Origin of the sequence: Bacillus sp. FSL H8-0545 (assembly GCF_038006105.1) — a bacterium.
GTDB classification, from domain to species: domain Bacteria; phylum Bacillota; class Bacilli; order Bacillales; family Bacillaceae_G; genus Bacillus_A; species Bacillus_A cereus_U.
Window position 1 is genome coordinate 4,895,139 of the sequence record NZ_JBBOUO010000001.1, and the last position, 23,901, is coordinate 4,919,039.

Sequence of the window (23,901 nt, forward strand, 5' to 3'; positions counted from 1 at the left end):
GAGATTGTACTAAATTTTCTGAATACTTTACTTAAATCTTCCTTATCATGAAGGATTTCTAGATTATCATGTTAAAATTCTCTCATTACTTGTCACAGTTCAATTTTATTTCGAAGTCGTTTTACATAATTGCGACTTACTGGAATCGGTTGCTCATCGTACCTGTCTAAATACAAATTATACGTGCCATTATAATAAGGTTTAAGTTCTTGTACATATGACATATTAATTAAATAGCTTTTATGTACACGTAAAAAATCATATGCATTTAGTTTATTTTCTAATTCCTGGAGTGTGTATGTTGAAATATACTGATTATTCGTTGTATAAATTGAAACGGTTTTGTTTTCCTTATTTTTACTTACATATACAATATCTTCCGGGAAAATATATCTAATCCCCTCATGGCCTTCTATCGGCAGTTTACGCAAATGACTCTTTGCTTTCTCACTTTGTTCTTTTCCCATTTTATATAAAATGAATTGTAAATCTTCTTCACGAAATGGTCGTAATAAATAATAAAACGCTTGGAAACGAAAAGCTGTAATTGCCTCTTCTATATCCTCACCAATAAAAATAAATTTCGTATAACAATTCACTTCTCGTAATAAACTCGAATATTCAAAACCAGTACCATCCATTAATTGCGAATTTAAAAAAACAAAATCAGGTGTATGTTTTTTCATTATTAGCAAAGATTCTGTTCCAGTTTCCGCTTCAAAACATTCTACATTTCGAATATTTTCAGTAAAGTTCTCAACTAATTTTCTTCGCTCTTCTGTTTCTTCCATGATAAGTAAGATTTTCATTTATCCAGCCACCTAATTCCTTTGTCCATATTTCTTGTTGTATACATTCGCTTTAGTAAGAAACAATCCCTTTTTCTTACTATACCATTATTTATCTAAAAAAACAGAAAAAAGGAAACCACTTTGGTTCCCCTTTTCTTTTATCCCGATTGGTGCGGGCTAACAATCAATGGTTGATGGACAAAACACCCACTGATTAAAGTTTCACTTTATACTAATTCCCTCTGTTTCGTTTCTTGACCAAGTATAACTACAGCAAGTGCTCCAATTAAAATTGATCCACAGAAAATCGTAAATATTAGCGATAGTGACGCTTGTGAAGCAACTAAATACCCTACTAATAGTGGTCCAAGAACACCACCAATACGTCCAAATGCCGCTGCCATTCCTGCACCTGTACCGCGAATAGTTGTTGGATACTGTTCCGGTGTATAAGCGTATAATGCACCCCAAGCACCTAAATTAAAGAAGGATAGTAACATACCCGCCACTATTAATGCTGTTAATGAATCCGCAATTCCGAACACATAAGCACTACATGCTGTACCAATTAAATACGTAACCAATACAAATTTGCGACCAAGACGTTCAATAAACCATGCAGCTGTGAAATATCCTGGAAGTTGAGCTAAAGTCATAATAAGTACGTACTGAAAACTTTTTATTAAACTAAAGCCTTTTAGTACCATTACACTAGGTAACCAAAGGAACATTCCATAATAGGAAAAGACAACACAAAACCATAGAATCCATAACATAATTGTTGCTTTACGATATTCTCCAGACCAAACCGATTTTATATTTTCAATAACAGATGGCCTTTTTTCAACCTTTTGGAACCTTGGAGAATCGGGTAAATTCCATCTTAAATATAAAGCATATAACGCTGGAACTGCACTTAATACCATAGCAACTTCCCAACCGTATTTAGGAATAATAAAATATGAGATAAGAGCTGCGATTAACCAACCACCAGCCCAAAAGCTTTCTAATAGTACAACTATTTTCCCACGTTCGTGCGCTTCAACACTCTCTGATACAAGGGTAGATGCAACTGGAAGTTCCCCGCCAAGTCCCATACCAATTAAAAAGCGTAAAACGAGGAACATCGCGAGTGTCGTCGTTAAAGCCGTTAAGCCACTACCGATAGAAAATAGTAATAATGTAATAATAAAGACCGATTTCCGTCCTATTTTATCTGATAGTATCCCAAAAATGAGCGCCCCTACAGCCATACCAATTGAATTAATACTACCTATCCAACCCATCTCTTGAGTACTTAATCCCCACTCTTTTTGCAACGCCACTATTACAAATGAAAGCATTCCAACATCCATTGCGTCAAATAACCAGCCAAGTCCAGCTATACCAAGTAGCTTTCGCTTCGAAATTTCTTTTACCTTGCTCACAAGAAGTCCTCCTTACACAGGTGTCTTTACACATCATTTTACATGTGTGTATTGCATAAGTAAAATACTTTCGTATAAAAAATTCTCCTTCATCATGCCCAAAAAGTAAAATGTTTATCAAAAATAAACAAATAAAAAAAAGTAGCGATGTTCCGCTACTTTTTTGAACGCATTACTTCTTTTAAAAACTCGGCTAGTACTAACTGACGACGCCAGCGTGTTGGATTACTACATAATCTGTAAAACCACTCTAAATGAATAGCTTGTATCCATTTTGGTGCACGCTTTACCTCTCCAGCCCACACATCTAAACTACCGCCTACTCCAACAGCCATTTTCGTTTCTAAACGATGCTTATTGTTTTGGATAAAGTTTTCTTGCCTTGGGAAGCCAAGTGCAACAAGTAATAGGTCTGGTTTTGCCTCTTGAATACGTGAAACAATATTCTCTTCTTCTTCTTGTTTAAAATATCCATCTTGTGTACCCACGATAGATGCAGCCGAATATGTCTTCGTTAAATGATTAGCCGCGGCTTGTACAACATGTGGTTTTGCACCTAATAAGAAAACAGATACTGATTTATTCTCTTCTGATAACTTTGCAAATAAATTGCTCATTAAATCAAATCCCGCTACCCGCTCTTTTAAAGGTGTACCAAGCATACCACTTGCTTTTACAACCCCAATACCATCAGGTGTAATTAAATCTGTATTTAATAATATTTTATGGAATTTTTCATCCTTTTTTGCGCACATAACAATTTCAGGATTTGCTGTTACCACCTGAAAAGTATGAGCTTGCTCTAATTCTAGTTGCTTCTTTAAATGTTGGATCGTTTCATCCATTGTCATTGTAGAGAAATGAACACCTAGAATATCAACCGTTTGTACTTCCATATTTAACTATCCTCTCTATCATTAAAGGTTTTTTGCTATTAATTGCTTATATGTTTCTTTCGTATCTTCATATAATTTTTGAAGTGAGAAGTTCATAGTCGCATGCTCATAAATATGCTTGCCCATTACTGATAACTCTCCAGTTTTCCACTTATCATACGCCTCTTCTAATGCCGATGCCAATGCTTTGCCATCACCAGTTGGTACAATCCACCCATAAGTTTCATCTGCAATTAACGGTTCGATTTCTCCTGATCTAGTCACAATTGATGGTACACGTTGATTTGCCGCTTCTAATAAAACTAATGGAAATCCTTCGCTATGGGAAGTTAACAAATTGACATGTGATGAAGCAAATAATTGTTTCACATCTTGACGATGCCCTAAAAATTCAACTTTATCATTAATCCCTTTTTCAGTAGCTAATGCCTTTAATTCTCCTTCTAACGGCCCATCACCAACTAATAACACTTTAATTTTTTCCAATTTCGTTTGTTGTAACGCATCGAATAAAACTTCATGTCCTTTAACAGGATGCAGACGCGCTACTTGGATTGCCGTAAACACATCTTCGTCAATATTAAACATTTCCTTTTTATTATAGCCATCTGCTTTTTCCTGATCATATTCAATCCCGTTATAAATAACATGCATCTTTTCATTTGAAATACCTAATGCCGCTAAGCTTTTTTTCAACCTATTCGTTACAACAAAAAATAAATCTATATTTTTTAAAGCTTTCAAATTTAACTTAGTGAAAATCCAGCCTTTTAAGCCTTGTTTAGTAAAGTCTTGAAATGGATCACTATGAATTGTCGTTACCCATTTTGCCGCGAATTTCTTCTTCATTAGAGAAACAAAGAAATTCGCCCTAGGACCGTGTGTATGAACTACATCAAATTTTTCTTTATTAATGAATTCACTTATGTTCTTTAAAATGGATAAATCATAGCGAGATTTTTGTGAAAACACATGAACTTTTATTCCTAGCTCTCTTGCTTCTTTCGCAACAATTCCATCCTCAAATACTGCTAATTCTACTTCACCAGTTGGGAACTGATCGAGAAGTGAAATAATATGTGTTTTTCCTCCACCATCTTCTGCTCCTGCATTCATATGCAATATTCTCATATTTTTTCCTCCTTTAAATCCTCGCTACATTTCCATCTATCTTTATTTTACTGTACTAAAAAATAAAAGCTAACAAAAGTTAGCTTTTATTTTTATCATTCAATTTCTAAGTCTACAATTAGATAAGCTAACAACACTACAAAGTAAATCCCAACTCCTGGTGCCGTCAAAATATGTCCTGCGATATATGCAATACCTAGTGCTAATACTAAGCTTGCTGAAATCATTCCATATTTCACATTGAATATTTCCTTAAATCTTGTAACAAATGCTATTAAAATTCTTAAGCCGTAATAAATAAATGGAATCATCATTAACGCAAAACCAATAATTCCGAAATCATAAAACCAATCATGGAAGTCCATTTCAATTAACTTCGGATCTGGTTGCTTTTGTTCATTATATTTATAGTTACCTGCATAACCCATTCCTAATAACTTTTGTGACATTGGCGCTTCTTTAAAGAACTGCTTATGTCTCTCTTCATATACTTGACGTCCACTGAAAATAAGATTTTCTTGATTTTCTTTCTTTTGCTCTTTCTCAAGCTCTTTCTTAACTTCCGCTTCTACTTCCGCCTTTTCTTCTGGTTTCTCAACTTTATGTTGTTTTTCTTCTTTTTTAATTTTCTCTTTAATTTCTTTTTCCTTTTGACCTTGCTGCGCTACATTTTGTTCTGATAAATAGTTGTTATGAATACCCATATTTTGTGCTAATGGCGTCATTCTAAACGTTCCGACAACACCAGCTAATAGGACAATAGCAATTAATCCATTAAGTACAAGAGACTTTTTGTTTGGATTTCTTCTATCAAATAATAATTGTAGTACGATAATCCCGATTGCTGCTGCTAACGTAGCACCAATTGAGCCCATCCCTACTTTCGTACCAACTTGAATTAACGAGTAAATCATTAAAAGTGATGGAATCCAATATAAAACGTGTTTCACGCTCTTTGTTTTTTGAATAGAATATAGTACCACAATAGGGAAAATAATAGCTAAGATTGACCCTAGTTCATTACCTGCATAGAACCATCCTCGGGAACCAACTTTCATCCACTCATAACTTCCAAAGTCTGTAGAAGTTGTAATAGAAATAACCATAATAGCATTAATAATTAATGTTGAATACACAATGTTATTTCTAACTTTATCGCTAATATTTACTGTCTTCTTCAGTGATTTTAAAGCTAAAATGTATGAGCCAAGCATAATATATATATACAATGCTTTTCCAATGAATTTAACTTCTTCTGTGATTACAATAGGACTCTTGATTAACTTGTTATTAATAAATCCTATTCCTAATATAGCTCCTAGTAATACAAGATAAATCAAAAACTTCCTATTTTCTCTTTCTTTTGCCTGAATTAAAATATAAATACCACCCATTGCCATAATGAGGAATCTCACCATAATTCCAACTGTCGCATTTACTTTTAATAACTCAATGCTAAGAGAGGTTAATAAATCTAAAACAGGCTGTAAAATAATAAAAAAGAGCAAAAAATGCTCAAATCTAACCCTAGCTTGATTTGCTAACATTCCAAGACCTCCATACAAAATCTTTACATTATCTTTTAATCATAGTTTTCTATCGTTTAAACACACCTAGCAATTATAACATAACTCATATTTAAATTGAGAACTATTTTTTATGCCTAAACAAGTCAAATCAAGCATTATTAATAACAGAAAACATTGTACTTCAACTATCCTTCCCTGCTCCAATAAAAACTATCTAGCACACCTTGACTCATTTTCGACAACAACAAAATACTTATTATCATTTTATAATAATATATAAATTATTCCATTTGTAACACCCTTCAACTAATCCACGGTAAAAACTACAAAATTAATCTTTCCACACTTTTTTCAATTTAATCAATTGCTACTTTCTAAACACTTTCAAACGCTTTCTTTATGTATTTCATCCATTTTTCTACATGTAGCGAAAAGTAATTGTTATTTCCAAAACTTTAGTGTATATTTTTTCTCTGGAACATCTTTAAGAGGAAGGAATTAAAGCCATGTTATTAATCGATATATTTACGTTTCTTGGCATTATCGCCGCTGCCATTTCTGGTACATTAGTTGGTTTGAAAAAAGATCTAGATTTATTTGGTGTCCTTTGTTTAGCTGTAGCTACTGCGCTCGGCGGCGGTATTATTCGTGATATTATGATTGGTAACCTGCCTCCTGTCGCATTTGTAAAACCCATTTACTTTTTCGTAAGTGTACTATCAGCATTATTCACATGTATGTTTTTTGAGCGTATTAATAAACTGCAAGTCGTTATTATGCTTTCTGATGCTGTAGGTTTAGGTGTATTTACAGCTATTGGTGCAAATGCAGCAATGTCACATCACGTTGACGCCTCGTTTTTAGTCGTTTCAATGGGAGTTATTACAGGTATTGGGGGCGGTATTTTACGCGACATTTGCGCTCAAGATATCCCGTATGTATTCCGAAAAGAGATATATGCAATTGCTTCTATTTTAGGAGCAGTTAGTTTCCTAATTACACATGCACTGGGGGCACACGTATTAGCTTTCTATGTTTGTTTATTAATAACATTCGTTATTCGTGTAGTCACCGTAATATATAATGTACATTTCCCAGTTTTCTTTAAAACACATGCAAAAATTAATAAAGGCCATTAAGAGAATTCTACATAGAATTCTCTTAATTTATGTACAATTCCACATACTATAGAGTAATTGTATATAAAAATATATAATAACATTAGAATAAATAAATGAAAACGTTTTATAAACAGGGGGAAGAATGATGCTTGGGGTTTTTAAAAGAAATAAAACAAACACCAGTATAATCGAATTAAGTAAAGGCCAACAAATCATATTTAACGTGCCTGCTAATTCTGAACTAAAAACTCAAATGGATATGCTACATATTTCAAAGGAAGATTTACAAATTGTAAAAGTATTACAGCCGTTTATTTATGAGGAAATAGATTGGATAACAGAAAAATTCTACACCAACATCACAAAACAACCTAATTTAATTGCTGTTATTGAACGCTACAGCTCTATTCCAAAATTAAAACAAACTTTAAAAACACATATTAAAGAATTGTTCAGCGGGAATATGCATGAAGATTTTATTGAACAACGTGTTAGAATTGCGAAAAGGCACGTACAAATTGGTTTACATAGAAAATGGTATACTGCTGCTTATCAAGAGTTATTCCGCTCCGTCATGAAGATTTTGCAAACGAAAATTTCAACGATAGACGACTTTTCGTATTCTATAAATGTAATAAACAAATTATTCACATTAGAACAAGAACTTGTTATTGCAGCTTATGAATCCGAATATGAAAGAATTCAAAAAGAACATGAAAAAGAAAAAGAGCTGACCGCTATGACGATTACACATATTGCAACAGAACTAGCGGCAGTATCTGAAAAAACAAGCTCTTCTATTCAACAGTTAACATCTAAATCAGAAAGTATCGTAGGAATTGCAAAAACAGGTACATCATTAGCTACGACATCAGAAGAAAAGGCCAACAAAGGAAAAGAACAATTAAATCTACAAAACAAACGAATGGAAAGTATTCAAACGAATATGGAAACTATTATTACTGATACTCGTGAACTTCTTGATATTTCTAACAAAATTAACGAAATCATTGATATTGTAAAATCAATCGCCGAGCAAACAAATTTGCTAGCATTAAATGCTGCTATTGAGTCTGCACGTGCTGGCGAATTTGGTAAAGGTTTTTCAGTCGTAGCGGGAGAAATCCGAAAATTATCAGAGCAAACGAAAGAATCAATTTTCAACGTTACAAAACTCGTTGAAAAAACGAATGAACAAATTATACACGTCTCTTCTTCCGTGGAACAAATAAGCTCTCTCGTATCTGAAGGGACAGATAGTATGCATGCGACAGATCAATATTTCCAAGAAATCGTAAAATATATGTCTAACTCTAAAGAACAAAATAAAAAAATTGAAAATGAATTAGAAACTATTTCACAAGTAATGAAGAGTATTCAAGACGATTCCTCGAAAATGGCCTTAACAGCGGATAGTTTACAACTAGAACTAAACCGATAAGGCAAACCGATACAAAGTGGAGATTCTTCGTCTCCACTTTCTTTGTATTCATCCTTATCATCCATCTACAAAAAAAAGAATCCGAAATGGATTCTTTTATTTTCTGAAAAATATTTTTTGGCAATAAAAATAACTCATATAAACACCAAAGCTTTGTAAAATAAACAAAGCTGGCATAATAATATTATAATATGCCATATCTACTTGAAAGAGCCTTAACGATACATATCCGGTAATTAATAATACAAACAACATATATCCTTCATTTTGCTGTTTCTTAATTAGAAAATGTAATAAAGCTATGGCCATAAATAATGTCACCACTATATATATAAGCTTTTCACATTTTAAAATAATAGAATTTATTCCCTCATCTGAAAACTGGTTAATAACTGGTCTTAACAGTTTAAATCTTTCTACTTCCATTTCTTTTAACTCTTGATCAATGTGCTCTTTTACACTTTGATTTTTGGATGTTTTTTCTTCATTTTGACTTTTTCCAATTAAAACAGATTGAACATAAGTCTGATTAGAAATCGTATACTGTGACATTCCCATCATCTTGATACCATAGCTCACACCAAAATGAGTACTATAAAACAGAATAAGTATTCCTATCATTTTTAATAGTAATTTTTGTTTCGTTGTTGATTGAAATAATTCAATTAACAGCACATATACAGCTATAAAAATAGGTAAAAATAACCCCATTGGGAAAATCATATTGCTAAGCGCGAATAAAATGGCTGAAATTACCCACATATAAGGATGATCTAATCCCTTATATAAAAATATGTAACAAGCACAATAAAATAAAAATATTGCGAGTGATTCCGCCGTTAATATAGAACTCATAAATATATTTGGAATATATAAAGCGTAAAACATTGATGCAATACGACCACACTCTTCTCCAAAGACCATTGAAGCAATGCGATAAATGAAAAATGCAGTTCCTGTACAAAATAAAATATTAAATAGTTGTAAAGCGAATACCGTATCACCAAATATACGAATGATGATCGATTCATAAATAATAAAAGGTAACTGTGCTACATTCTCTATATTATTGCCAATTGCAATCTGCTTTGCAGACTCATACATAGCCCTCATATCACCTATCATTGGACTATCTACAAATAGAACTGTGATAAGTCTTACAACTATAGACATGCTTATAAGAAAAATAAGAAATTGTTTATCTGTAAAACGATATTGCAAAATTGATGCTACTAACAAAATAAGAATAACAAAAATCACTAATACGATTGTTATACTTGTTGTACTTCCCCAAAAAAATTGCTTACTTGTTTCAAAAGCCGACCAACAACTATAGACAAAAAATGCGAGCATCGCACCTATCATTATTTTACTGAAGAAAGACGGAAAATTTATTTGTATATGATTCATATGTCCATTGCACCTCTATTTCCATTCATAACAAAACGATTCTATCATGAATAGGCACAAAGTTAATAGGGAATTTCTATGACAAATACATAGTCATTACTTTTTCACTTGCAATGTAAGCGAATCCTCTTTTAAACTACATTTTATATACGATAAATTTTCTTTCAGTTACATGAATACAAATACAGAAATTTCAATAAAGTGAAACTTTAATCCGCGGGGGGGTTGTTCATCTTCCACTGACTATTATCCCGCAAATAGCGGGATAATCCTCTTGGAACACTTTACTTCATTAAATATCTAATATGAGTACTCCACTTACACATGTCACTCTGATTGAAAACAGAAAATAGGGGCTGAATATATGGAAAAGAAATTCATGCGAGAATCAAAAGCAATTAAAACAACACGTGTTTTTCCTAACGATTTAAATAATCACCAAACACTTTTCGGGGGGAAATTATTAGCCGAAATTGATAGTATCGCTTCAATTGCAGCTGCAAGACATAGCCGTAAACATTGCGTAACAGCATCTATCGATTCCGTTGATTTTTTAACTCCAATTCACCAAGCAGATTCTGTTTGTTATGAAGCATTCGTATGTTATACAGGAAAATCTTCAATGGAAGTTTTCGTAAAAGTAATTGCAGAGGATCTACTAGCAGGCGAGCGTAGAATGGCCGCAACATGTTTCATTACATTTGTCGCATTAAAAGACGGAAAACCTTCATCTGTACCACAAGTAATTCCTGAAACAGAGGAAGAACATTGGCTACATACAACTGGTTCAGAGCGTGCAGAAAATAGAAAAAAAGGACGTTTGAAAAGTAAAGAAATGGCTGAAGTGTTAACTTTGAATAAACCTTGGAGTATTTAATAACTGATTTACCTTCCTTTTTTCTAATCAAAAAGGAAGGTTTTTTATATGAAGCATTTGTTTACACGCTTTTCATATAAAATACCTAGAGTTGCGTTATAAAGTTTATATGCGGTAAACTTATACAGATGTTCTTCTGGTTACTCCTATACTTTAAAAGTAACTATAGATATTTTTAATCTATTACACAAATAAAAACATATGTGGAAGGATTCTATTATGCAAAAATCAATTGCTAAAAATATTGTATACAAAATTTTATTAAACGTTTTCAATGTCATACTTCCAATTCTTGTTGGTCCCTATGCTTATCGTACACTAGGTGCCTCTTCAATGGGAAAAGTGAACTTCTCTGAAACAATTTTCACTTACTTTTTTATCTTTGCTGTATTCGGCATTCATCAATATGGATTAAGAGAAATTAGTGCCATTAAAGATAATAAAAAGAAATCTGAACAATTATTTACTAGTTTATTTATATTAAGTATCTTTACGAATTTATTAACATTTGGGGCATACTTACTATTTAGTTACTTCGGATATGCGGAAAAAGGACTGTTTTATATCCTCCTTATATTCGGATTTAACTTTATTGCAAATATTTTTTATGTAGAGTGGTTAAATGAAGCCTACGAAAATTTCGACTTTATTACATTGAAAACCATCATTGTAAAATTAATTTACGTCGTAATGCTCTTTATCTTTGTACAAACTTCTCAAGATTTTTACCAATTTACAGGACTATTAGTACTTTCTAATTTCTTAAACAATATTATTAGTTACATATATATAAGGCGTACTGTAAAATTTGATTTTTCAAATATCACTATCAAAAAACATTTAAAACCATTATTATTAATTGCCATTTTTTCAAATGCGCATATACTTTATACTCATTTGGATCGCTTCTTCCTTGGAGAATACGTAGGTGAAAAATATGTTTCCTTCTATGTAATGGCTTTTCAAATCATGTCTATTATTAACTTACTCATGTTAAGCGTTATACAAGTAACCTTACCAAGACTTTCTTACTTATCTGAAAGTGATGATGAAAAAGCATACGATAAATTATTAAATACAATATCTCAACTTTATTTCATTACCTTATTCCCAGCAGCAATCGGACTTATCATTGTCTCGAATTTAATTGTTGTAATCTATGGTGGAGCACAATATGCAGCTGCTGGACCTACATTGGCTATTTTTTCTGTTTATATGGTTGTGTTAGGTATTCAATCCATTCTTGGAAACCAAATTATGTATATTAAACGTAAGGAACATATACTAGTACGTGCGCTATTAGTATTTGGGGTTATAAATATTATACTTAAAGTAATATTGCTGAAGCTCAATTTATTCACACCAACGACAGCAACTTTGACAACAACAATTGCAACGCTATTGCTTGTTGCGTATATATATTTTTATATCAGAAAATCCTTAAAGGTAAACTATCGCCTGTTTACGATGGCCAACTTTAAATACTTATTATACTCCCTTACATTCTTACCAATTTCTTATGTAGTTCAACTATACGTATCAGGAACAATTCCTTTATTTTTAGCATTAGTTTTCGCAAATGGACTTGCATATACTCTATTGTTATTCCTGACAAAAGATGAAATCTTATTCATGGCTCTTTCTAAATTTACATCCAAATTCAAAAAATCTTAAAGGCGTAATAAAAAGCGACGTGCCATTCACTCTTGAATAGCACGTCGCTTTTCTTATTTTTAACTTTATAAAAACTATTCTCATTGTAATATATCAACATTGGGTTGCATTCCAATTATTTTTTCAGTAAACTTTTCGCAATTATACGTGTCAGAAGGCCTTTATCCATCAATGAAATAGAACAAAATTTAGGAGAAAACAGCATTTTTATATTCCATAAACCATGATGCGTTCCTTTCAGAATCATATCAAGCCATAGAAATTGAAATACTTGTTTAATATTTTGATCCTCTCTGTTGGCCTTACAATATTGTTCTTCTAATTGGCGTTTTACTTCTAGTAGTTCTTCTTTTGTTAATGTATTCCTTGCATATGGTACACGATCAAATTCAATTCCAATGCGAGAGAGAGCCTCTGTAGAAATCTTTGCGGCCATAACCTCTTGATTAGAAGCATTAAGACTACTTACACTTGTTTCTGACCATCGATAATTCAATAGTGGCTCCTCTAAGTTAACTACCTTATACTTCTCACTTAGCCTCTGGAACAACTCATAATCTTCAGCATGTAAATAATTCAAATCATAGTAAATGTTATTTTCTTTTAAAAATTCCGTACGCATCATCACAGATGGATGAATCATACAGCTTCGAACATATAAACAATTTCTAATTAAATCTGGTGAACCTGAAATTTGCCACGGTTTTCGATTCTGATCTATAACCTTAACGCCAGTTCCACAAACCGCAACATCAGGGTGCTTCTCCATATACTGCAATTGAATTTCTAGACGTTTTGGATCTGCTATATCATCACAATCCATCCTAGCAATATACTCTCCTGTTGCTAAATCGATTCCTTTATTTAACGTTTTAATCAATCTTAAATTTTCTTCATTTGTCACTATTTTTATTCGTGAGTCATTATAAGAATTCAACATCTCCATACTACTATCTGTTGATCCATCGTTTATAATCAGCAATTCAAAATTTGTAAAAGTTTGGTTTAAAATACTATCAACAGACTCTCTTAAGTATTTCTCACCATTATATACAGGCATTAGCACCGTAATTTTAGGCATTGTTGACCTCCAAAAAAAGATTTTAAATTTTTTCATATTATATAATAGGTACTTTACACCATTCAAGAAAGGCTCCCCACCTTTCCATTTAAACCGAATACACCTATTTCCCATATATATAACCGTATCCTGTAAGCCACAAATATAAAATTCTTTGTATTTTCCCAGTCTTCACTTAGTATAACAGGTTCCCCTATTAAATATAGCATCTCTACAAATTCTTTCATCTACTTACCCAGTAACCTAATCAGTGTCAACATACTTATTTTTTATTTGTTCGTTCCAGTATACATTAACGCATTGTTCCAATTAATGAACTCCTCCTGTACACCTATAAAAACATAATAACCAAGCAGATTTCCTGTATTTTATCCATAAAGATTTGGAAAATGAATAATGTACCTTTTTGAAATGATAGCATTATACGAAAGAATTTAGTATCATGATTCAAGGCACTATTTTGAAATGGACGGAGGACACTATGAGCTTATTAGCAGTCGAGAAATTAGGACATACATTTGGCGATCGCACATTATTTAAAGATGTATCCATGCGTTTACTAGCTGGAGAACATGTTGGATTAGTCGGAGCAAACGGTGTTGGCAAATCAACATTTATGAATATTATTACTGGTCAACTTATCCATGATGAGGGCCGTGTAGAATGGACACCTGGTACAAATTACGGTTACTTAGACCAACATACAATTTTAACGCCTGGTCGCACAATTCGTGATGTATTAGCTGACGCGTTTTTACCTTTATTTGAAAAAGAAAAAGCTTTAAATGAAGTTGCCGAAAAAATGGGAACTGCAACACCAGAAGAATTAGAGGCACTTCTTGAGGAGATGGCGGAAATACAAGATGCTCTCGAAGCAGGTGGTTTCTATTTACTAGATATGAAAATTGAAGAGGCAGCAAGAGGTCTTGGAATTGATGCAATCGGTTTAGATCGTGATGTTTCAGCACTAAGTGGTGGGCAACGTACAAAAGTATTGCTTGCAAAGCTATTACTTGAACAACCAGAAGTGTTATTACTCGATGAGCCTACTAACTATTTAGACGTTGAACATATTCATTGGTTAACGAATTATTTAAAAGAATATCCACATGCATTCTTATTAATTTCTCATGATACGGAATTTATGAACAAATGCGTTGATGTTATTTTCCATCTAGAATTTACAAAAATGACGCGCTATACAGCGACATACGAAAAATTCCTAGAGTTAGCCGAAATTAATAAAAATCAACATATAAATGCTTATGAAAAACAAAAAGAGTTTATTAAAAAGCAGGAAGACTTTATTGCAAAGAACAAAGCTCGTTATTCAACGACAGGTCGTGCAAAAAGTCGTCAAAAACAACTTGATCGCATGGAGCGTATTGATCGCCCGGAAACAGCAATTAAGCCAGAATTCTCATTTAAAGAGTGTCGTGCAAGTAGCCGTTTCGTCTTTGAAGGCGAAGATGTAGAAATCGGATATACACATCCATTACTACCAAAGCTATCAATGACAATTGAACGTGGTGAAAAAATTGCTATCGTTGGATGTAACGGTGTTGGTAAATCAACATTACTAAAAACAATTTTAGGCAAGATTAAACCATTAAACGGTAAAACAAGCCTTGGTGATTTCCTAGAGCCAGCATACTTCGAACAGGAAGTAAAAGCTGATAACATAACACCAATTGATGACGTTTGGAACACATTCCCTAGTATGGACCAACATCAAATTCGTGCGATGTTAGCGAAATGCGGATTAAAAAATGAACATATCTCTCGCCCACTAAATCAATTAAGTGGTGGCGAACAAGCAAAAGTACGTTTATGTAAGCTAATGGGTGAAGAAAGTAACTGGCTACTATTCGATGAGCCAACAAACCATCTTGATGTTACAGCAAAAGAAGAACTACAAAAAGCTCTGAAAGCATATAAAGGGACAATCCTTCTTGTATGTCACGAACCCGACTTCTATGAAGACTGGATAACAAAAGTTTGGAATGTTGAAGAGTGGGCAGAAAAAAACAACTAAATTATTTCATGTCAGTAAAAAAGAGCCGTTCCTAAAAGATATTTAGGGACGGCCCTTTTTTATACACAAAGACTTTTTTCTACCTCTCACAATATAAAGAAATTAAAAATGTAAATTCTATCCTAAATTTTCTATTCTTACATTATGAAGAGAATTTTGGTATCATTTAGATAAAATAGGAAAGGAATTAATTGAAATGGTATTTAGTAACCTTGTCTTTTTATGTTTATTTTTACCTACTGTACTCATAATTTATTATGCTGTACGCAAAGAACTACAAAATATAGTTTTATTATTTTTTAGTTTAGTATTTTATGCTTGGGGCGAACCCATTTATGTTTTCCTAATGCTGTTCTCAATCTTTGTTAACTATTGGTTTGGTATCTTGTTAGGGAATAGTCGCTTCACAAATGGGCAAAGAAAACTATTATTAACATTTGCAATTGTAATGAACACAGCTATTTTAGGGTATTTTAAATACGCAAACTTTTTAGTGGATAATATTAATTCTATCTTCCATACCAATATTATTCTTGAAAAAATACCTTTACCAATTGGTATTTCATTTTTCACGTTCCATGCGATGAGTTATATTATCGACATTTATAAGAAAAAAGTCGATGCTCAACGAAATATCTTTGATTTGGCTTTATACTTTACTGTATTTCCACAATTAGTAGCAGGACCAATTGTTCGTTACAATACAATCTCTCACCAATTACACCAGCGAACTGTTGATGCCGAAAAATTCTCTGAAGGAGTTCGCCGATTTATTATTGGTTTAGGTAAAAAAGTTTTAATTGCTAACCAATTAGGTGCTATAGCCGATGAGATTTTCGCAATGAATCCTTCTGATATGAGTGTATCATTAGCTTGGATGGGAGCCATTGCCTATACACTACAAATTTACTTTGATTTTTCTGGGTATAGCGACATGGCAATTGGATTAGGAAAGATGTTTGGATTTGATTTTCTAGAAAACTTTAATTATCCATATATCTCAAAATCCATTTCTGAATTTTGGCGTCGTTGGCATATTTCGCTCGGTTCTTGGTTCCGCGATTATGTCTATATTCCTCTTGGAGGAAATCGCGTTACAACTTGGAAAGTTTATCGTAACCTCTTCATCGTATGGGGATTAACCGGTTTTTGGCATGGTGCCAGTTGGACCTTTATGATTTGGGGTATTTATTATGGCGTTCTAATTGCACTTGAAAAAGCAGGACTTGAAAACCTACTTCAAAAATTATGGAGTCCTCTCCAACATATTTACGTTATGTTTTTAGTTATTATTGGATGGGTATTTTTCCGCGCAGATAATTTCAGTTATTGCCTTGAATTTTTAAAATCCATGTTCGGATTTAACGGTAAGTTAACAGATATTAATAGTTATTTCTATATAATGAATTATTGGGGCGTTTTCCTATTAGCTATTATTACTGCAGCACCCGTATTTCCGTGGTTACAAAAAGTGTTATCAACAAAAAGATTTTCTATTTTATCGCCCGTTTATTATTTAAGTATTTTAGTCATTGTTTTAGTATTCCTAACAAATGCAACTTATAATCCATTTATTTATTTCCGTTTTTAAAGGAGGTTCACTATGAAAAAATTTCAAAACCTCACTTTAATAATGGGGTTTCTTACAGTTATTTTTGGAGTGGGTATTTGGACGGCAAAAGTTAACCTTATAGATAAAAAGACATTTTCTGAATTTGAGAACAGAAACTTAGCAATTAGACCTGACGTAAGCGCTTCCACTATAAAAACTGGAGAATTATTTAAAGGTATCGAAACATATTTTACAGATCATATTGGACCTAGAGATTTCTTTCTTGAAAGTTATATAAAGTTCCAACTGTCTATGAATCGAACATTTGTAAACAACATTCATGTTACAAACGATCAATTTATTTTTAATAGACCTAATATGGAAAATCATTTAAACGATGTTGATGCTGGGGTTCATGAATTAAATACTTTGAAAAAAGATTTTCCACAAACAGAATTCTATTTTTCTTTAGTTCCTAGTAAGCAAACAGCGTTACAATATAAGCTTCCCTCTTACCTAAATCTTGGGTACGAACAAATACTTAGGGATCACCTTGCTGAGAAGTTGGCAGAAACGAAATTCCCTATTATTGATGTATTACCAATGTTTCAAGAAAGATTTACTAACAAAGAACTAGAACGAATGTATTTAACTACAGACCATCATTGGAATATGGAAGGTGCCTTTTATGCGTATGAGGATACGATGAATTTTATTAATTCTCATTCAAACAAATATAAAGGACAACCAATAAAGAAAGACGACTACACCATTAACTGGGAAAAACCGAAAGGAAAGTTTGTTGGTAGCTGGAATAATCAATTGTACCGCTTAATTGATACTTCATCTGTACAAATTCCATATGTCCATTATAATTCGGGTGAATCTTGGGACGACTACACAGTTTACTATGGTGCTATTAAAGAGGATACTGCTAAGGAATCTATGGCTCAGTTTTACGGAAAAGAAAAAGATATTCCTGCTCCTGGATATGCTAGTTTTTATCAAACGGATTTCCCTGAAATAAACATCATTAATGAAAAGGCAGACAACGATTTACACCTTGTTATCTTAAAAGATTCGTATGCTGATGCTACATATCCTTTATTTGCACGTAATTTTGCTAAAACAACTTTTATTGATCCTCGTTACACGCAAGGAAAAAGTGTGAAACAGCAACTAGAAGAACAAAATGCAGATATTGTATTGTTTATATACAATGACACCAACGTTTATGGTGACATGTATAAATTTCAAAATGTAAAATAAAAACTTATTTTCAACTGTAATCAGTGGGATTAGAATCCCACTGATTACAGTCTCAATTTATATAGTAATATCGGGCTAACCTCAATCTAAAATCATTCAAATCATTATACGCTTCCAAATTCGCTAGCATCCCTCGAATAACTGGAATCCTCGGATTTTGAACTCTCATTTCAGATTCTAAAACATCTAAAGTGACTAAAACCTCATCATTTTCCAGTTGGTCTGCTAATGTTCGTTTTAATATAATAATTTCATTTAAAAAATGCTCTTTCACTTGTTCTTTAATAAGCTCTGAGCTACAAAAAAGCTCCCCCATCTTTTCTTCATTTAAAACAGGCTCCTCCGAAGATTCTAGAAGCCCTTCTACTAAATCGTCTACTCTTTTTAAAATAAATGAAGAAACATGAGAGAAATCAATTTCCGGTTCATTTAAAATAATTAATTGTAAATAACCGTGGCATATCCCTTCCACCATAATTACCAAATCTAATAAATATGGACTGACCTTTTCACCATAAATAGACAGTAGGCTATTCCGATAAAATGCATGAGATTCTAACTTCATCCGCACCATAAACTCTTCTACTTCTTTATTAAATGGAATCGCATTTTCTCTTGCATGCATAATAATAAATTCTTTATGTTTTTGCACATCAGTAAACTGAAAATATAATTGTTTTTCAAATTTTTCACGTGGTAATAACGACTCTTTTTCAATATCCAGCATTTTCTTTTGGATTTTGTCATAATAATATCGAAGTGTTGCTAATAAAAGCTCATCTTTCGATTTAAAATACAAATAAAAAGCCCCTTTTGATATACCACAAGCTGTGACGATCTCTTGTACTGATGTTGCATTTACACCCTTAGTCGCAAATAACTTCATAGCCATCTCTATAATTAAGCGCTCTTTTTCTTTCATATCTTCTCTCCTAAACTTAATTTCGCATCTTATGTAAATTTAAATTCAATTTAATCTTATATTAGCAAGTAGCAAGACCCCTACCCAAAAATTTAACGTGACAAAAAAATTATTTTGAGGCCTATTATCTATATAGAAGCTCAATTAATAAAAGCTAATGATTCAGTAAGGAATAGTAAAAAATCTCCCCCCTTACAGTTTAACTTCATTATACCATCTCTTTTCATTGACTACTGACCGACCAGTCAGTTATATTATGTATTAGACTGACCAGTTGGTCAATACAATAAAAAGGGAGCGCAAACATGAACAAACTCATCAATTTCTCATTAAAAAATAAGTTCGCGGTTTGGCTACTAACCATTATTGTTACCATTGCAGGCATTTATTCTGGGATGAATATGAAGTTAGAAACAATCCCTGATATTACAACGCCTATTGTAACAGTAACTACGGTTTATCCTGGTGCTACACCAGAAGAAGTAGCTGATAAAATTTCAAAACCAATGGAAGAGCAACTCCAAAATTTAAGTGGTGTAAACGTTGTTAGTTCATCATCTTATCAAAACGCATCTTCTATTCAGGTAGAATATGATTTTGATAAAAATATGGAAAAAGCCGAAACGGAAATTAAAGAATCGCTCGCAAACGTGAAACTGCCCGAAGGTGTGAAAGACCCGAAAGTCTCACGAGTAAACTTTAATGCCTTTCCTGTTATTTCATTAAGCGTAGCAAGTAAAAATGAATCTTTAGCTGCCTTAACAGAAAATGTAGAAAAAAATGTTGTTCCTGGATTAAAAGGACTTGATGGTGTCGCATCTGTTCAAATCGCAGGTCAACAAGTAGACGAAGTACAGCTTGTCTTCAAAAAAGATAAGATGAAAGAATTAGGTTTAAGTGAAGATACCGTAAAAAATATTATTAAAGGTTCGGACGTATCGTTACCACTTGGCTTATATACATTTAAAGATACGGAAAAATCAGTTGTTGTCGATGGTAACATTACAACAATTAAAGCATTAAAAGAATTGAAAATTCCAGCTATCCCTTCATCACCGAATGGTCAAGGTAATCAAAACGCTGGTGCTGGAACACAAACATCACAGATGAATCCAGCCGCTATGAACGGCATACCAACGGTTACATTAGAAGAGATTGCTGATATTAAAGAAGTCGGAAAAGCAGAGTCTATTTCTCGAACAAATGGAAAAGAAGCAATCGGAATTCAAATTGTGAAGGCTGCTGATGCGAATACAGTTGATGTTGTAAATGCGGTTAAAGATAAAGTAACAGACCTTGAGAAAAAATATAAAGACTTAGAGATTATTTCAACATTCGATCAAGGTGCGCCTATTGAAAAATCAGTCGAAACAATGCTTAGCAAAGCTATTTTCGGTGCTATCTTTGCGATTGTTATTATTATGTTGTTCCTGCGAAACATTCGAACAACGCTAATCTCTGTCGTTTCTATACCACTTTCTCTATTAATTGCAGTTTTAGTCATAAAACAAATGGATATTACGCTTAACATTATGACACTTGGAGCAATGACAGTCGCTATCGGACGTGTCGTCGATGACTCCATTGTTGTTATTGAAAATATTTACCGACGTATGTCGTTATCAGAAGAAAAATTACGTGGAAAAGATTTAATTCGTGAAGCTACGAAAGAAATGTTTATCCCAATTATGTCTTCTACAATTGTAACAATTGCTGTATTCTTACCTCTTGGGCTTGTAAAAGGTATGATTGGTGAAATGTTCTTACCATTTGCTTTAACAATTGTTTTTGCCCTACTCGCTTCCTTACTTGTGGCAGTTACAATTGTACCGATGCTAGCACATTCCTTATTCAAGAAGGAAAGCATGAGAGAAAAAGAAGTACATCATGAGGAAAAACCAAGCAAATTAGCAAACGGCTATAAACGTATACTTGAATGGGCGTTAAATCATAAAATTATTACATCAAGTATCGCTGTCCTTCTATTAGTTGGTAGTCTTGCACTTGTGCCAATTATCGGTGTAAGCTTCTTACCATCTGAAGAAGAAAAAATGATCATTGCAACATACAATCCTGAGCCAGGTCAAACATTAGAAGACGTTGAAAAAATCGCAACGAAAGCTGAGAAGCATTTCCAAGATAAAAAAGACGTCAAAACAATTCAATTCTCATTAGGTGGCGAAAACCCAATGAGCCCTGGTCAATCAAATCAAGCAATGTTCTTCGTTCAATATGATAACGATACGAAAAACTTTGAAAAAGAGAAAGAACAAGTCGTTAAAGATTTACAAAAGATGTCTGGAAAAGGTGAATGGAAAAACCAAGATTTCGGAGCAAGTGGCGGTAGTAACGAAATTAAGCTATACGTTTATGGAGATAGCTCTGAAGAAATTAAGCCTGTCGTGAAAGACATTCAAAATATCATGAAGAAAAATAAAGATTTAAAAGACGTAGACTCTAGTGTTGCAAAAACATATGCAGAATATACTTTAGTCGCTGATCAAGAAAAGTTAAGTAAAATGGGGCTAACTGCTGCTCAAATTGGGATGGGACTTTCGAATCAACATGATCGCCCTGTTCTAACAACAATTAAAAAAGACAGTAAAGATATAAATGTATATGTAGAAACTGAAAAACAAAACTATGAAACGATCGATGACTTAACAAATCGTAAAATTACAACGCCACTTGGTAATGAAGTTGCTGTTAAAGATGTTATGACTGTAAAAGAAGGTGAAACTTCTAACACAGTAACACATCGTGATGGCCGTGTTTATGCGGCGGTGAGTGCGAAATTAACATCTGATGACGTTTCAAAAGCATCTGCCGCTGTTCAAAAAGAAGTAGATAAGATGGATCTTCCTTCTGGCGTAGATGTTTCTATGGGCGGTGTTACACAAGATATTCAAGAATCATTCAAACAACTTGGCTTAGCGATGTTAGCTGCGATTGCCATTGTATACTTCGTTCTTGTTGTTACATTTGGCGGTGCCCTTGCACCATTCGCAATTTTATTCTCGCTACCATTCACAATCATTGGTGCACTCGTTGCCTTATTAATCTCTGGCGAAACGTTAAGTGTATCTGCGATGATTGGGGCTCTTATGCTAATTGGTATCGTTGTAACGAACGCAATCGTGCTCATTGACCGTGTTATTCATAAAGAAAATGACGGCCTATCAACACGTGAAGCATTATTAGAAGCTGGTACAACACGCCTGCGCCCTATTTTAATGACTGCAATTGCAACAATCGGGGCTCTTATCCCGCTTGCATTAGGATTTGAAGGTAGCGGCTTAATTTCTAAAGGACTTGGCGTAACAGTAATTGGTGGATTAACAAGTTCAACGTTATTAACACTTCTTATTGTTCCAATCGTTTATGAAGCACTAAGCAAATTTAAAAAGAAAAAAGTAAAATAAAAGAATAACCTCGCTGACCGCGAGGTTATTTTTTATTTCCGAACAAAATTAGGAAATCACCATATCCTTCTTTCTCTAAATCTTCTCTTGGAATAAAACGTAGCGCCGCTGAATTAATACAGTAACGAAGACCACTTGGTCCTGGGCCGTCTGGAAATACATGCCCTAGATGTGAATCTCCTTCCTTACTTCTCACTTCCGTACGCGTCATATTATGGCTAACATCCATTTTTTCTTTCACACTAGCTGACATAACTGGTTTCGTAAAACTCGGCCATCCACAGCCGCTATCGAACTTATCAAAAGAAGTAAATAATGGTTCACCCGAAATAATATCTACATAAAGCCCTTCTTCTTTGTGATTCCAATATTCATTTTGAAAGGGCGGTTCAGTTCCATTTTCCTGTGTTACATAAAACTGCATCTCGTTTAATCTTTCTTTTAAATGAGCATTATTCTTTGGCCAATGTTGTTTAATAAAAGCATCTCGCCCCGATCCTTTACGGTATAACTCATAGCGGAATGTGTTTTTCTTATGATAGCCTTGGTGATATTCTTCAGCTGGATAAAATGTAGTAGCCGACAATATTTTTGTCGCAATTGGCTTGGAAAAGCGCCCACTCTTCGCAAGTTCTTCTTTTGAAGTCTCTGCCTTTTTATGTTGTTCTTCATTATGATAAAAAATCACCGTTTCATAAGACTGTCCACGGTCGTGGAATTGTCCGCCGACGTCCGTCGGATCAATTTGTCTCCAATATATTTGAAGCAACTCTTCATACGGCATTTTGTTTGCATCAAATGTAATTTGTACTGCCTCATAATGTCCCGTTGTTTCCGAGCACACTTCTTTATACGTTGGATTCTCTGTATGACCACCTATATAGCCTGAAACAACTTGTATAATCCCTTCCATCTCTTCAAATGGCGAAACCATGCACCAGAAACATCCTCCAGCAAATGTAGCTAATTCTACCTTTTCATTTACAGCCATTATTTCACCCCTATTCTATATTCTCCTTACAGTATGGCATAAGAAACACCATGTTATAAAAGAAAAAGCATCGAATATCGATGCTTTTTTAATCTGTACCCCTTGTAAAGGGCATTTTAAAATCAGTGTTCATATTTAATCTATGATTTTTACGTATTTGACTATAATGGATTAGATCAAGTGGATTTTATTTATGAGTTTTTGAGAAATCTAGAAAACGGAAAGTGTTATTTATTAATAGTAAAATAAATATTTACTTTATATTTATATATTTAAATATTTACTTTTTGTTTGGATTCTAGTAATATAAAACTGCAAATACATTTGTTGAA

The 23,901-nt window shown here is 33.3% G+C and carries 17 protein-coding genes and 1 pseudogene; 9 read left to right on the top strand and 9 right to left on the bottom strand.

All coding sequences use genetic code 11. From position 1 onward, the window contains the following. Positions 1 to 92 precede the first annotated feature (92 nt). The 5 genes from MHI07_RS25630 to MHI07_RS25650 form a co-directional block, all read right to left on the bottom strand. A complete protein-coding gene (locus tag MHI07_RS25630) occupies positions 93 to 809 on the bottom strand; it encodes a LytR/AlgR family response regulator transcription factor (RefSeq protein ID WP_016106763.1) in 717 nt (238 codons plus the stop codon). A gap of 209 nt (positions 810 to 1,018) precedes the next feature. After that, on the bottom strand, positions 1,019 to 2,218 hold the full coding sequence (locus MHI07_RS25635) for an MFS transporter (RefSeq protein ID WP_340826817.1): 1,200 nt from the start codon (positions 2,216 to 2,218) through the stop codon (positions 1,019 to 1,021). A gap of 155 nt (positions 2,219 to 2,373) precedes the next feature. Then, positions 2,374 to 3,114 (bottom strand): WecB/TagA/CpsF family glycosyltransferase, encoded by a 741-nt coding sequence (locus MHI07_RS25640; protein ID WP_340826818.1) that lies wholly within the window; start codon positions 3,112 to 3,114, stop codon positions 2,374 to 2,376. A 21-nt stretch (positions 3,115 to 3,135) separates the two neighbouring features. Next, positions 3,136 to 4,245, bottom strand: coding sequence for a glycosyltransferase family 4 protein (locus tag MHI07_RS25645; RefSeq protein WP_215580302.1), 1,110 nt, complete (start codon positions 4,243 to 4,245; stop codon positions 3,136 to 3,138). Between the two features lie 95 nt (positions 4,246 to 4,340). Further along, a complete protein-coding gene (locus MHI07_RS25650; RefSeq protein WP_215580303.1) occupies positions 4,341 to 5,792 on the bottom strand; it encodes an O-antigen ligase family protein in 1,452 nt (483 codons plus the stop codon). Positions 5,793 to 6,280: 488 nt separating this feature from the next. Between MHI07_RS25650 and MHI07_RS25655 the strand changes: the two genes are divergently transcribed. The 3 genes and pseudogenes from MHI07_RS25655 to MHI07_RS29425 all read left to right on the top strand — a co-directional run bounded on the left by MHI07_RS25655 (position 6,281) and on the right by MHI07_RS29425 (position 8,336). After that, positions 6,281 to 6,913, top strand: coding sequence for a trimeric intracellular cation channel family protein (locus tag MHI07_RS25655; RefSeq protein ID WP_002174452.1), 633 nt, complete (start codon positions 6,281 to 6,283; stop codon positions 6,911 to 6,913). 241 nt (positions 6,914 to 7,154) lie between these two features. After that, positions 7,155 to 7,532, top strand: a pseudogene (locus MHI07_RS29420) (protoglobin family protein); the annotation flags it as partial. Continuing rightward, complete coding sequence (locus MHI07_RS29425; protein ID WP_435868784.1) at positions 7,530 to 8,336, top strand: methyl-accepting chemotaxis protein; 807 nt, start codon at positions 7,530 to 7,532, stop codon at positions 8,334 to 8,336. The pseudogene MHI07_RS29420 and the gene MHI07_RS29425, both read left to right, overlap by 3 nt. A 96-nt stretch (positions 8,337 to 8,432) precedes the next feature. Here the strand turns inward: MHI07_RS29425 and MHI07_RS25665 are convergent, their stop codons facing one another. Next, positions 8,433 to 9,746 (bottom strand): ArnT family glycosyltransferase, encoded by a 1,314-nt coding sequence (locus MHI07_RS25665; protein ID WP_340826821.1) that lies wholly within the window; start codon positions 9,744 to 9,746, stop codon positions 8,433 to 8,435. 364 nt (positions 9,747 to 10,110) lie between these two features. Between MHI07_RS25665 and MHI07_RS25670 the strand changes: the two genes are divergently transcribed. Together MHI07_RS25670 and MHI07_RS25675 are read left to right on the top strand one after the other, a co-directional pair. Then, the gene (locus MHI07_RS25670) at positions 10,111 to 10,623 is read left to right on the top strand and encodes an acyl-CoA thioesterase (RefSeq protein WP_071743997.1); all 513 of its coding nucleotides are present in this window, start codon (positions 10,111 to 10,113) and stop codon (positions 10,621 to 10,623) included. A gap of 219 nt (positions 10,624 to 10,842) precedes the next feature. Beyond that, complete coding sequence (locus tag MHI07_RS25675; RefSeq protein ID WP_215580307.1) at positions 10,843 to 12,297, top strand: oligosaccharide flippase family protein; 1,455 nt, start codon at positions 10,843 to 10,845, stop codon at positions 12,295 to 12,297. A 115-nt stretch (positions 12,298 to 12,412) separates the two neighbouring features. On the opposite strand, the gene MHI07_RS25680 is transcribed toward MHI07_RS25675, so the two are convergent. Next, positions 12,413 to 13,378 (bottom strand): glycosyltransferase family 2 protein, encoded by a 966-nt coding sequence (locus tag MHI07_RS25680; protein WP_340826822.1) that lies wholly within the window; start codon positions 13,376 to 13,378, stop codon positions 12,413 to 12,415. A gap of 442 nt (positions 13,379 to 13,820) precedes the next feature. Between MHI07_RS25680 and MHI07_RS25685 the strand changes: the two genes are divergently transcribed. The 3 genes from MHI07_RS25685 to MHI07_RS25695 all read left to right on the top strand — a co-directional run bounded on the left by MHI07_RS25685 (position 13,821) and on the right by MHI07_RS25695 (position 18,234). Next, complete coding sequence (locus tag MHI07_RS25685) at positions 13,821 to 15,413, top strand: ABC-F family ATP-binding cassette domain-containing protein (RefSeq protein WP_215580309.1); 1,593 nt, start codon at positions 13,821 to 13,823, stop codon at positions 15,411 to 15,413. A 196-nt stretch (positions 15,414 to 15,609) separates the two neighbouring features. Continuing rightward, on the top strand, positions 15,610 to 17,004 hold the full coding sequence (locus MHI07_RS25690) for an MBOAT family O-acyltransferase (protein WP_340826825.1): 1,395 nt from the start codon (positions 15,610 to 15,612) through the stop codon (positions 17,002 to 17,004). Between the two features lie 12 nt (positions 17,005 to 17,016). After that, positions 17,017 to 18,234: an alginate O-acetyltransferase AlgX-related protein gene (locus MHI07_RS25695; RefSeq protein ID WP_340826826.1), complete on the top strand. Its 1,218-nt coding sequence runs from the start codon at positions 17,017 to 17,019 to the stop codon at positions 18,232 to 18,234. 52 nt (positions 18,235 to 18,286) lie between these two features. Here the strand turns inward: MHI07_RS25695 and MHI07_RS25700 are convergent, their stop codons facing one another. Further along, positions 18,287 to 19,156 (bottom strand): TetR/AcrR family transcriptional regulator, encoded by an 870-nt coding sequence (locus MHI07_RS25700; RefSeq protein WP_215580312.1) that lies wholly within the window; start codon positions 19,154 to 19,156, stop codon positions 18,287 to 18,289. Positions 19,157 to 19,461: 305 nt separating this feature from the next. On the opposite strand from MHI07_RS25700, the gene MHI07_RS25705 reads away from it, so the two are divergent. Further along, on the top strand, positions 19,462 to 22,578 hold the full coding sequence (locus MHI07_RS25705; RefSeq protein WP_340826828.1) for an efflux RND transporter permease subunit: 3,117 nt from the start codon (positions 19,462 to 19,464) through the stop codon (positions 22,576 to 22,578). A gap of 25 nt (positions 22,579 to 22,603) precedes the next feature. Here the strand turns inward: MHI07_RS25705 and msrB are convergent, their stop codons facing one another. Beyond that, a complete protein-coding gene (msrB, locus tag MHI07_RS25710; RefSeq protein ID WP_340826829.1) occupies positions 22,604 to 23,569 on the bottom strand; it encodes a peptide-methionine (R)-S-oxide reductase MsrB in 966 nt (321 codons plus the stop codon). Between the last annotated feature and the right edge of the window lie 332 nt (positions 23,570 to 23,901).

What these genes read in the sequence shown, in the direction of transcription:
- MHI07_RS25630 (WP_016106763.1), bottom strand. Translation starts at nt 809, where the DNA reads ATGAAAATCTTACTTATCATGGAAGAAACAGAAGAGCGAAGAAAATTA.
- MHI07_RS25640 (WP_340826818.1), bottom strand. Translation starts at nt 3,114, where the DNA reads ATGGAAGTACAAACGGTTGATATTCTAGGTGTTCATTTCTCTACAATG.
- MHI07_RS25645 (WP_215580302.1), bottom strand. Translation starts at nt 4,245, where the DNA reads ATGAGAATATTGCATATGAATGCAGGAGCAGAAGATGGTGGAGGAAAA.
- MHI07_RS25650 (WP_215580303.1), bottom strand. Translation starts at nt 5,792, where the DNA reads ATGTTAGCAAATCAAGCTAGGGTTAGATTTGAGCATTTTTTGCTCTTT.
- MHI07_RS25655 (WP_002174452.1), top strand. Translation starts at nt 6,281, where the DNA reads ATGTTATTAATCGATATATTTACGTTTCTTGGCATTATCGCCGCTGCC.
- MHI07_RS25665 (WP_340826821.1), bottom strand. Translation starts at nt 9,746, where the DNA reads ATGAATCATATACAAATAAATTTTCCGTCTTTCTTCAGTAAAATAATG.
- MHI07_RS25670 (WP_071743997.1), top strand. Translation starts at nt 10,111, where the DNA reads ATGGAAAAGAAATTCATGCGAGAATCAAAAGCAATTAAAACAACACGT.
- MHI07_RS25675 (WP_215580307.1), top strand. Translation starts at nt 10,843, where the DNA reads ATGCAAAAATCAATTGCTAAAAATATTGTATACAAAATTTTATTAAAC.
- MHI07_RS25680 (WP_340826822.1), bottom strand. Translation starts at nt 13,378, where the DNA reads ATGCCTAAAATTACGGTGCTAATGCCTGTATATAATGGTGAGAAATAC.
- MHI07_RS25685 (WP_215580309.1), top strand. Translation starts at nt 13,821, where the DNA reads ATGATTCAAGGCACTATTTTGAAATGGACGGAGGACACTATGAGCTTA.
- MHI07_RS25690 (WP_340826825.1), top strand. Translation starts at nt 15,610, where the DNA reads ATGGTATTTAGTAACCTTGTCTTTTTATGTTTATTTTTACCTACTGTA.
- MHI07_RS25695 (WP_340826826.1), top strand. Translation starts at nt 17,017, where the DNA reads ATGAAAAAATTTCAAAACCTCACTTTAATAATGGGGTTTCTTACAGTT.
- MHI07_RS25700 (WP_215580312.1), bottom strand. Translation starts at nt 19,156, where the DNA reads ATGAAAGAAAAAGAGCGCTTAATTATAGAGATGGCTATGAAGTTATTT.
- MHI07_RS25705 (WP_340826828.1), top strand. Translation starts at nt 19,462, where the DNA reads ATGAACAAACTCATCAATTTCTCATTAAAAAATAAGTTCGCGGTTTGG.
- msrB (WP_340826829.1), bottom strand. Translation starts at nt 23,569, where the DNA reads ATGGCTGTAAATGAAAAGGTAGAATTAGCTACATTTGCTGGAGGATGT.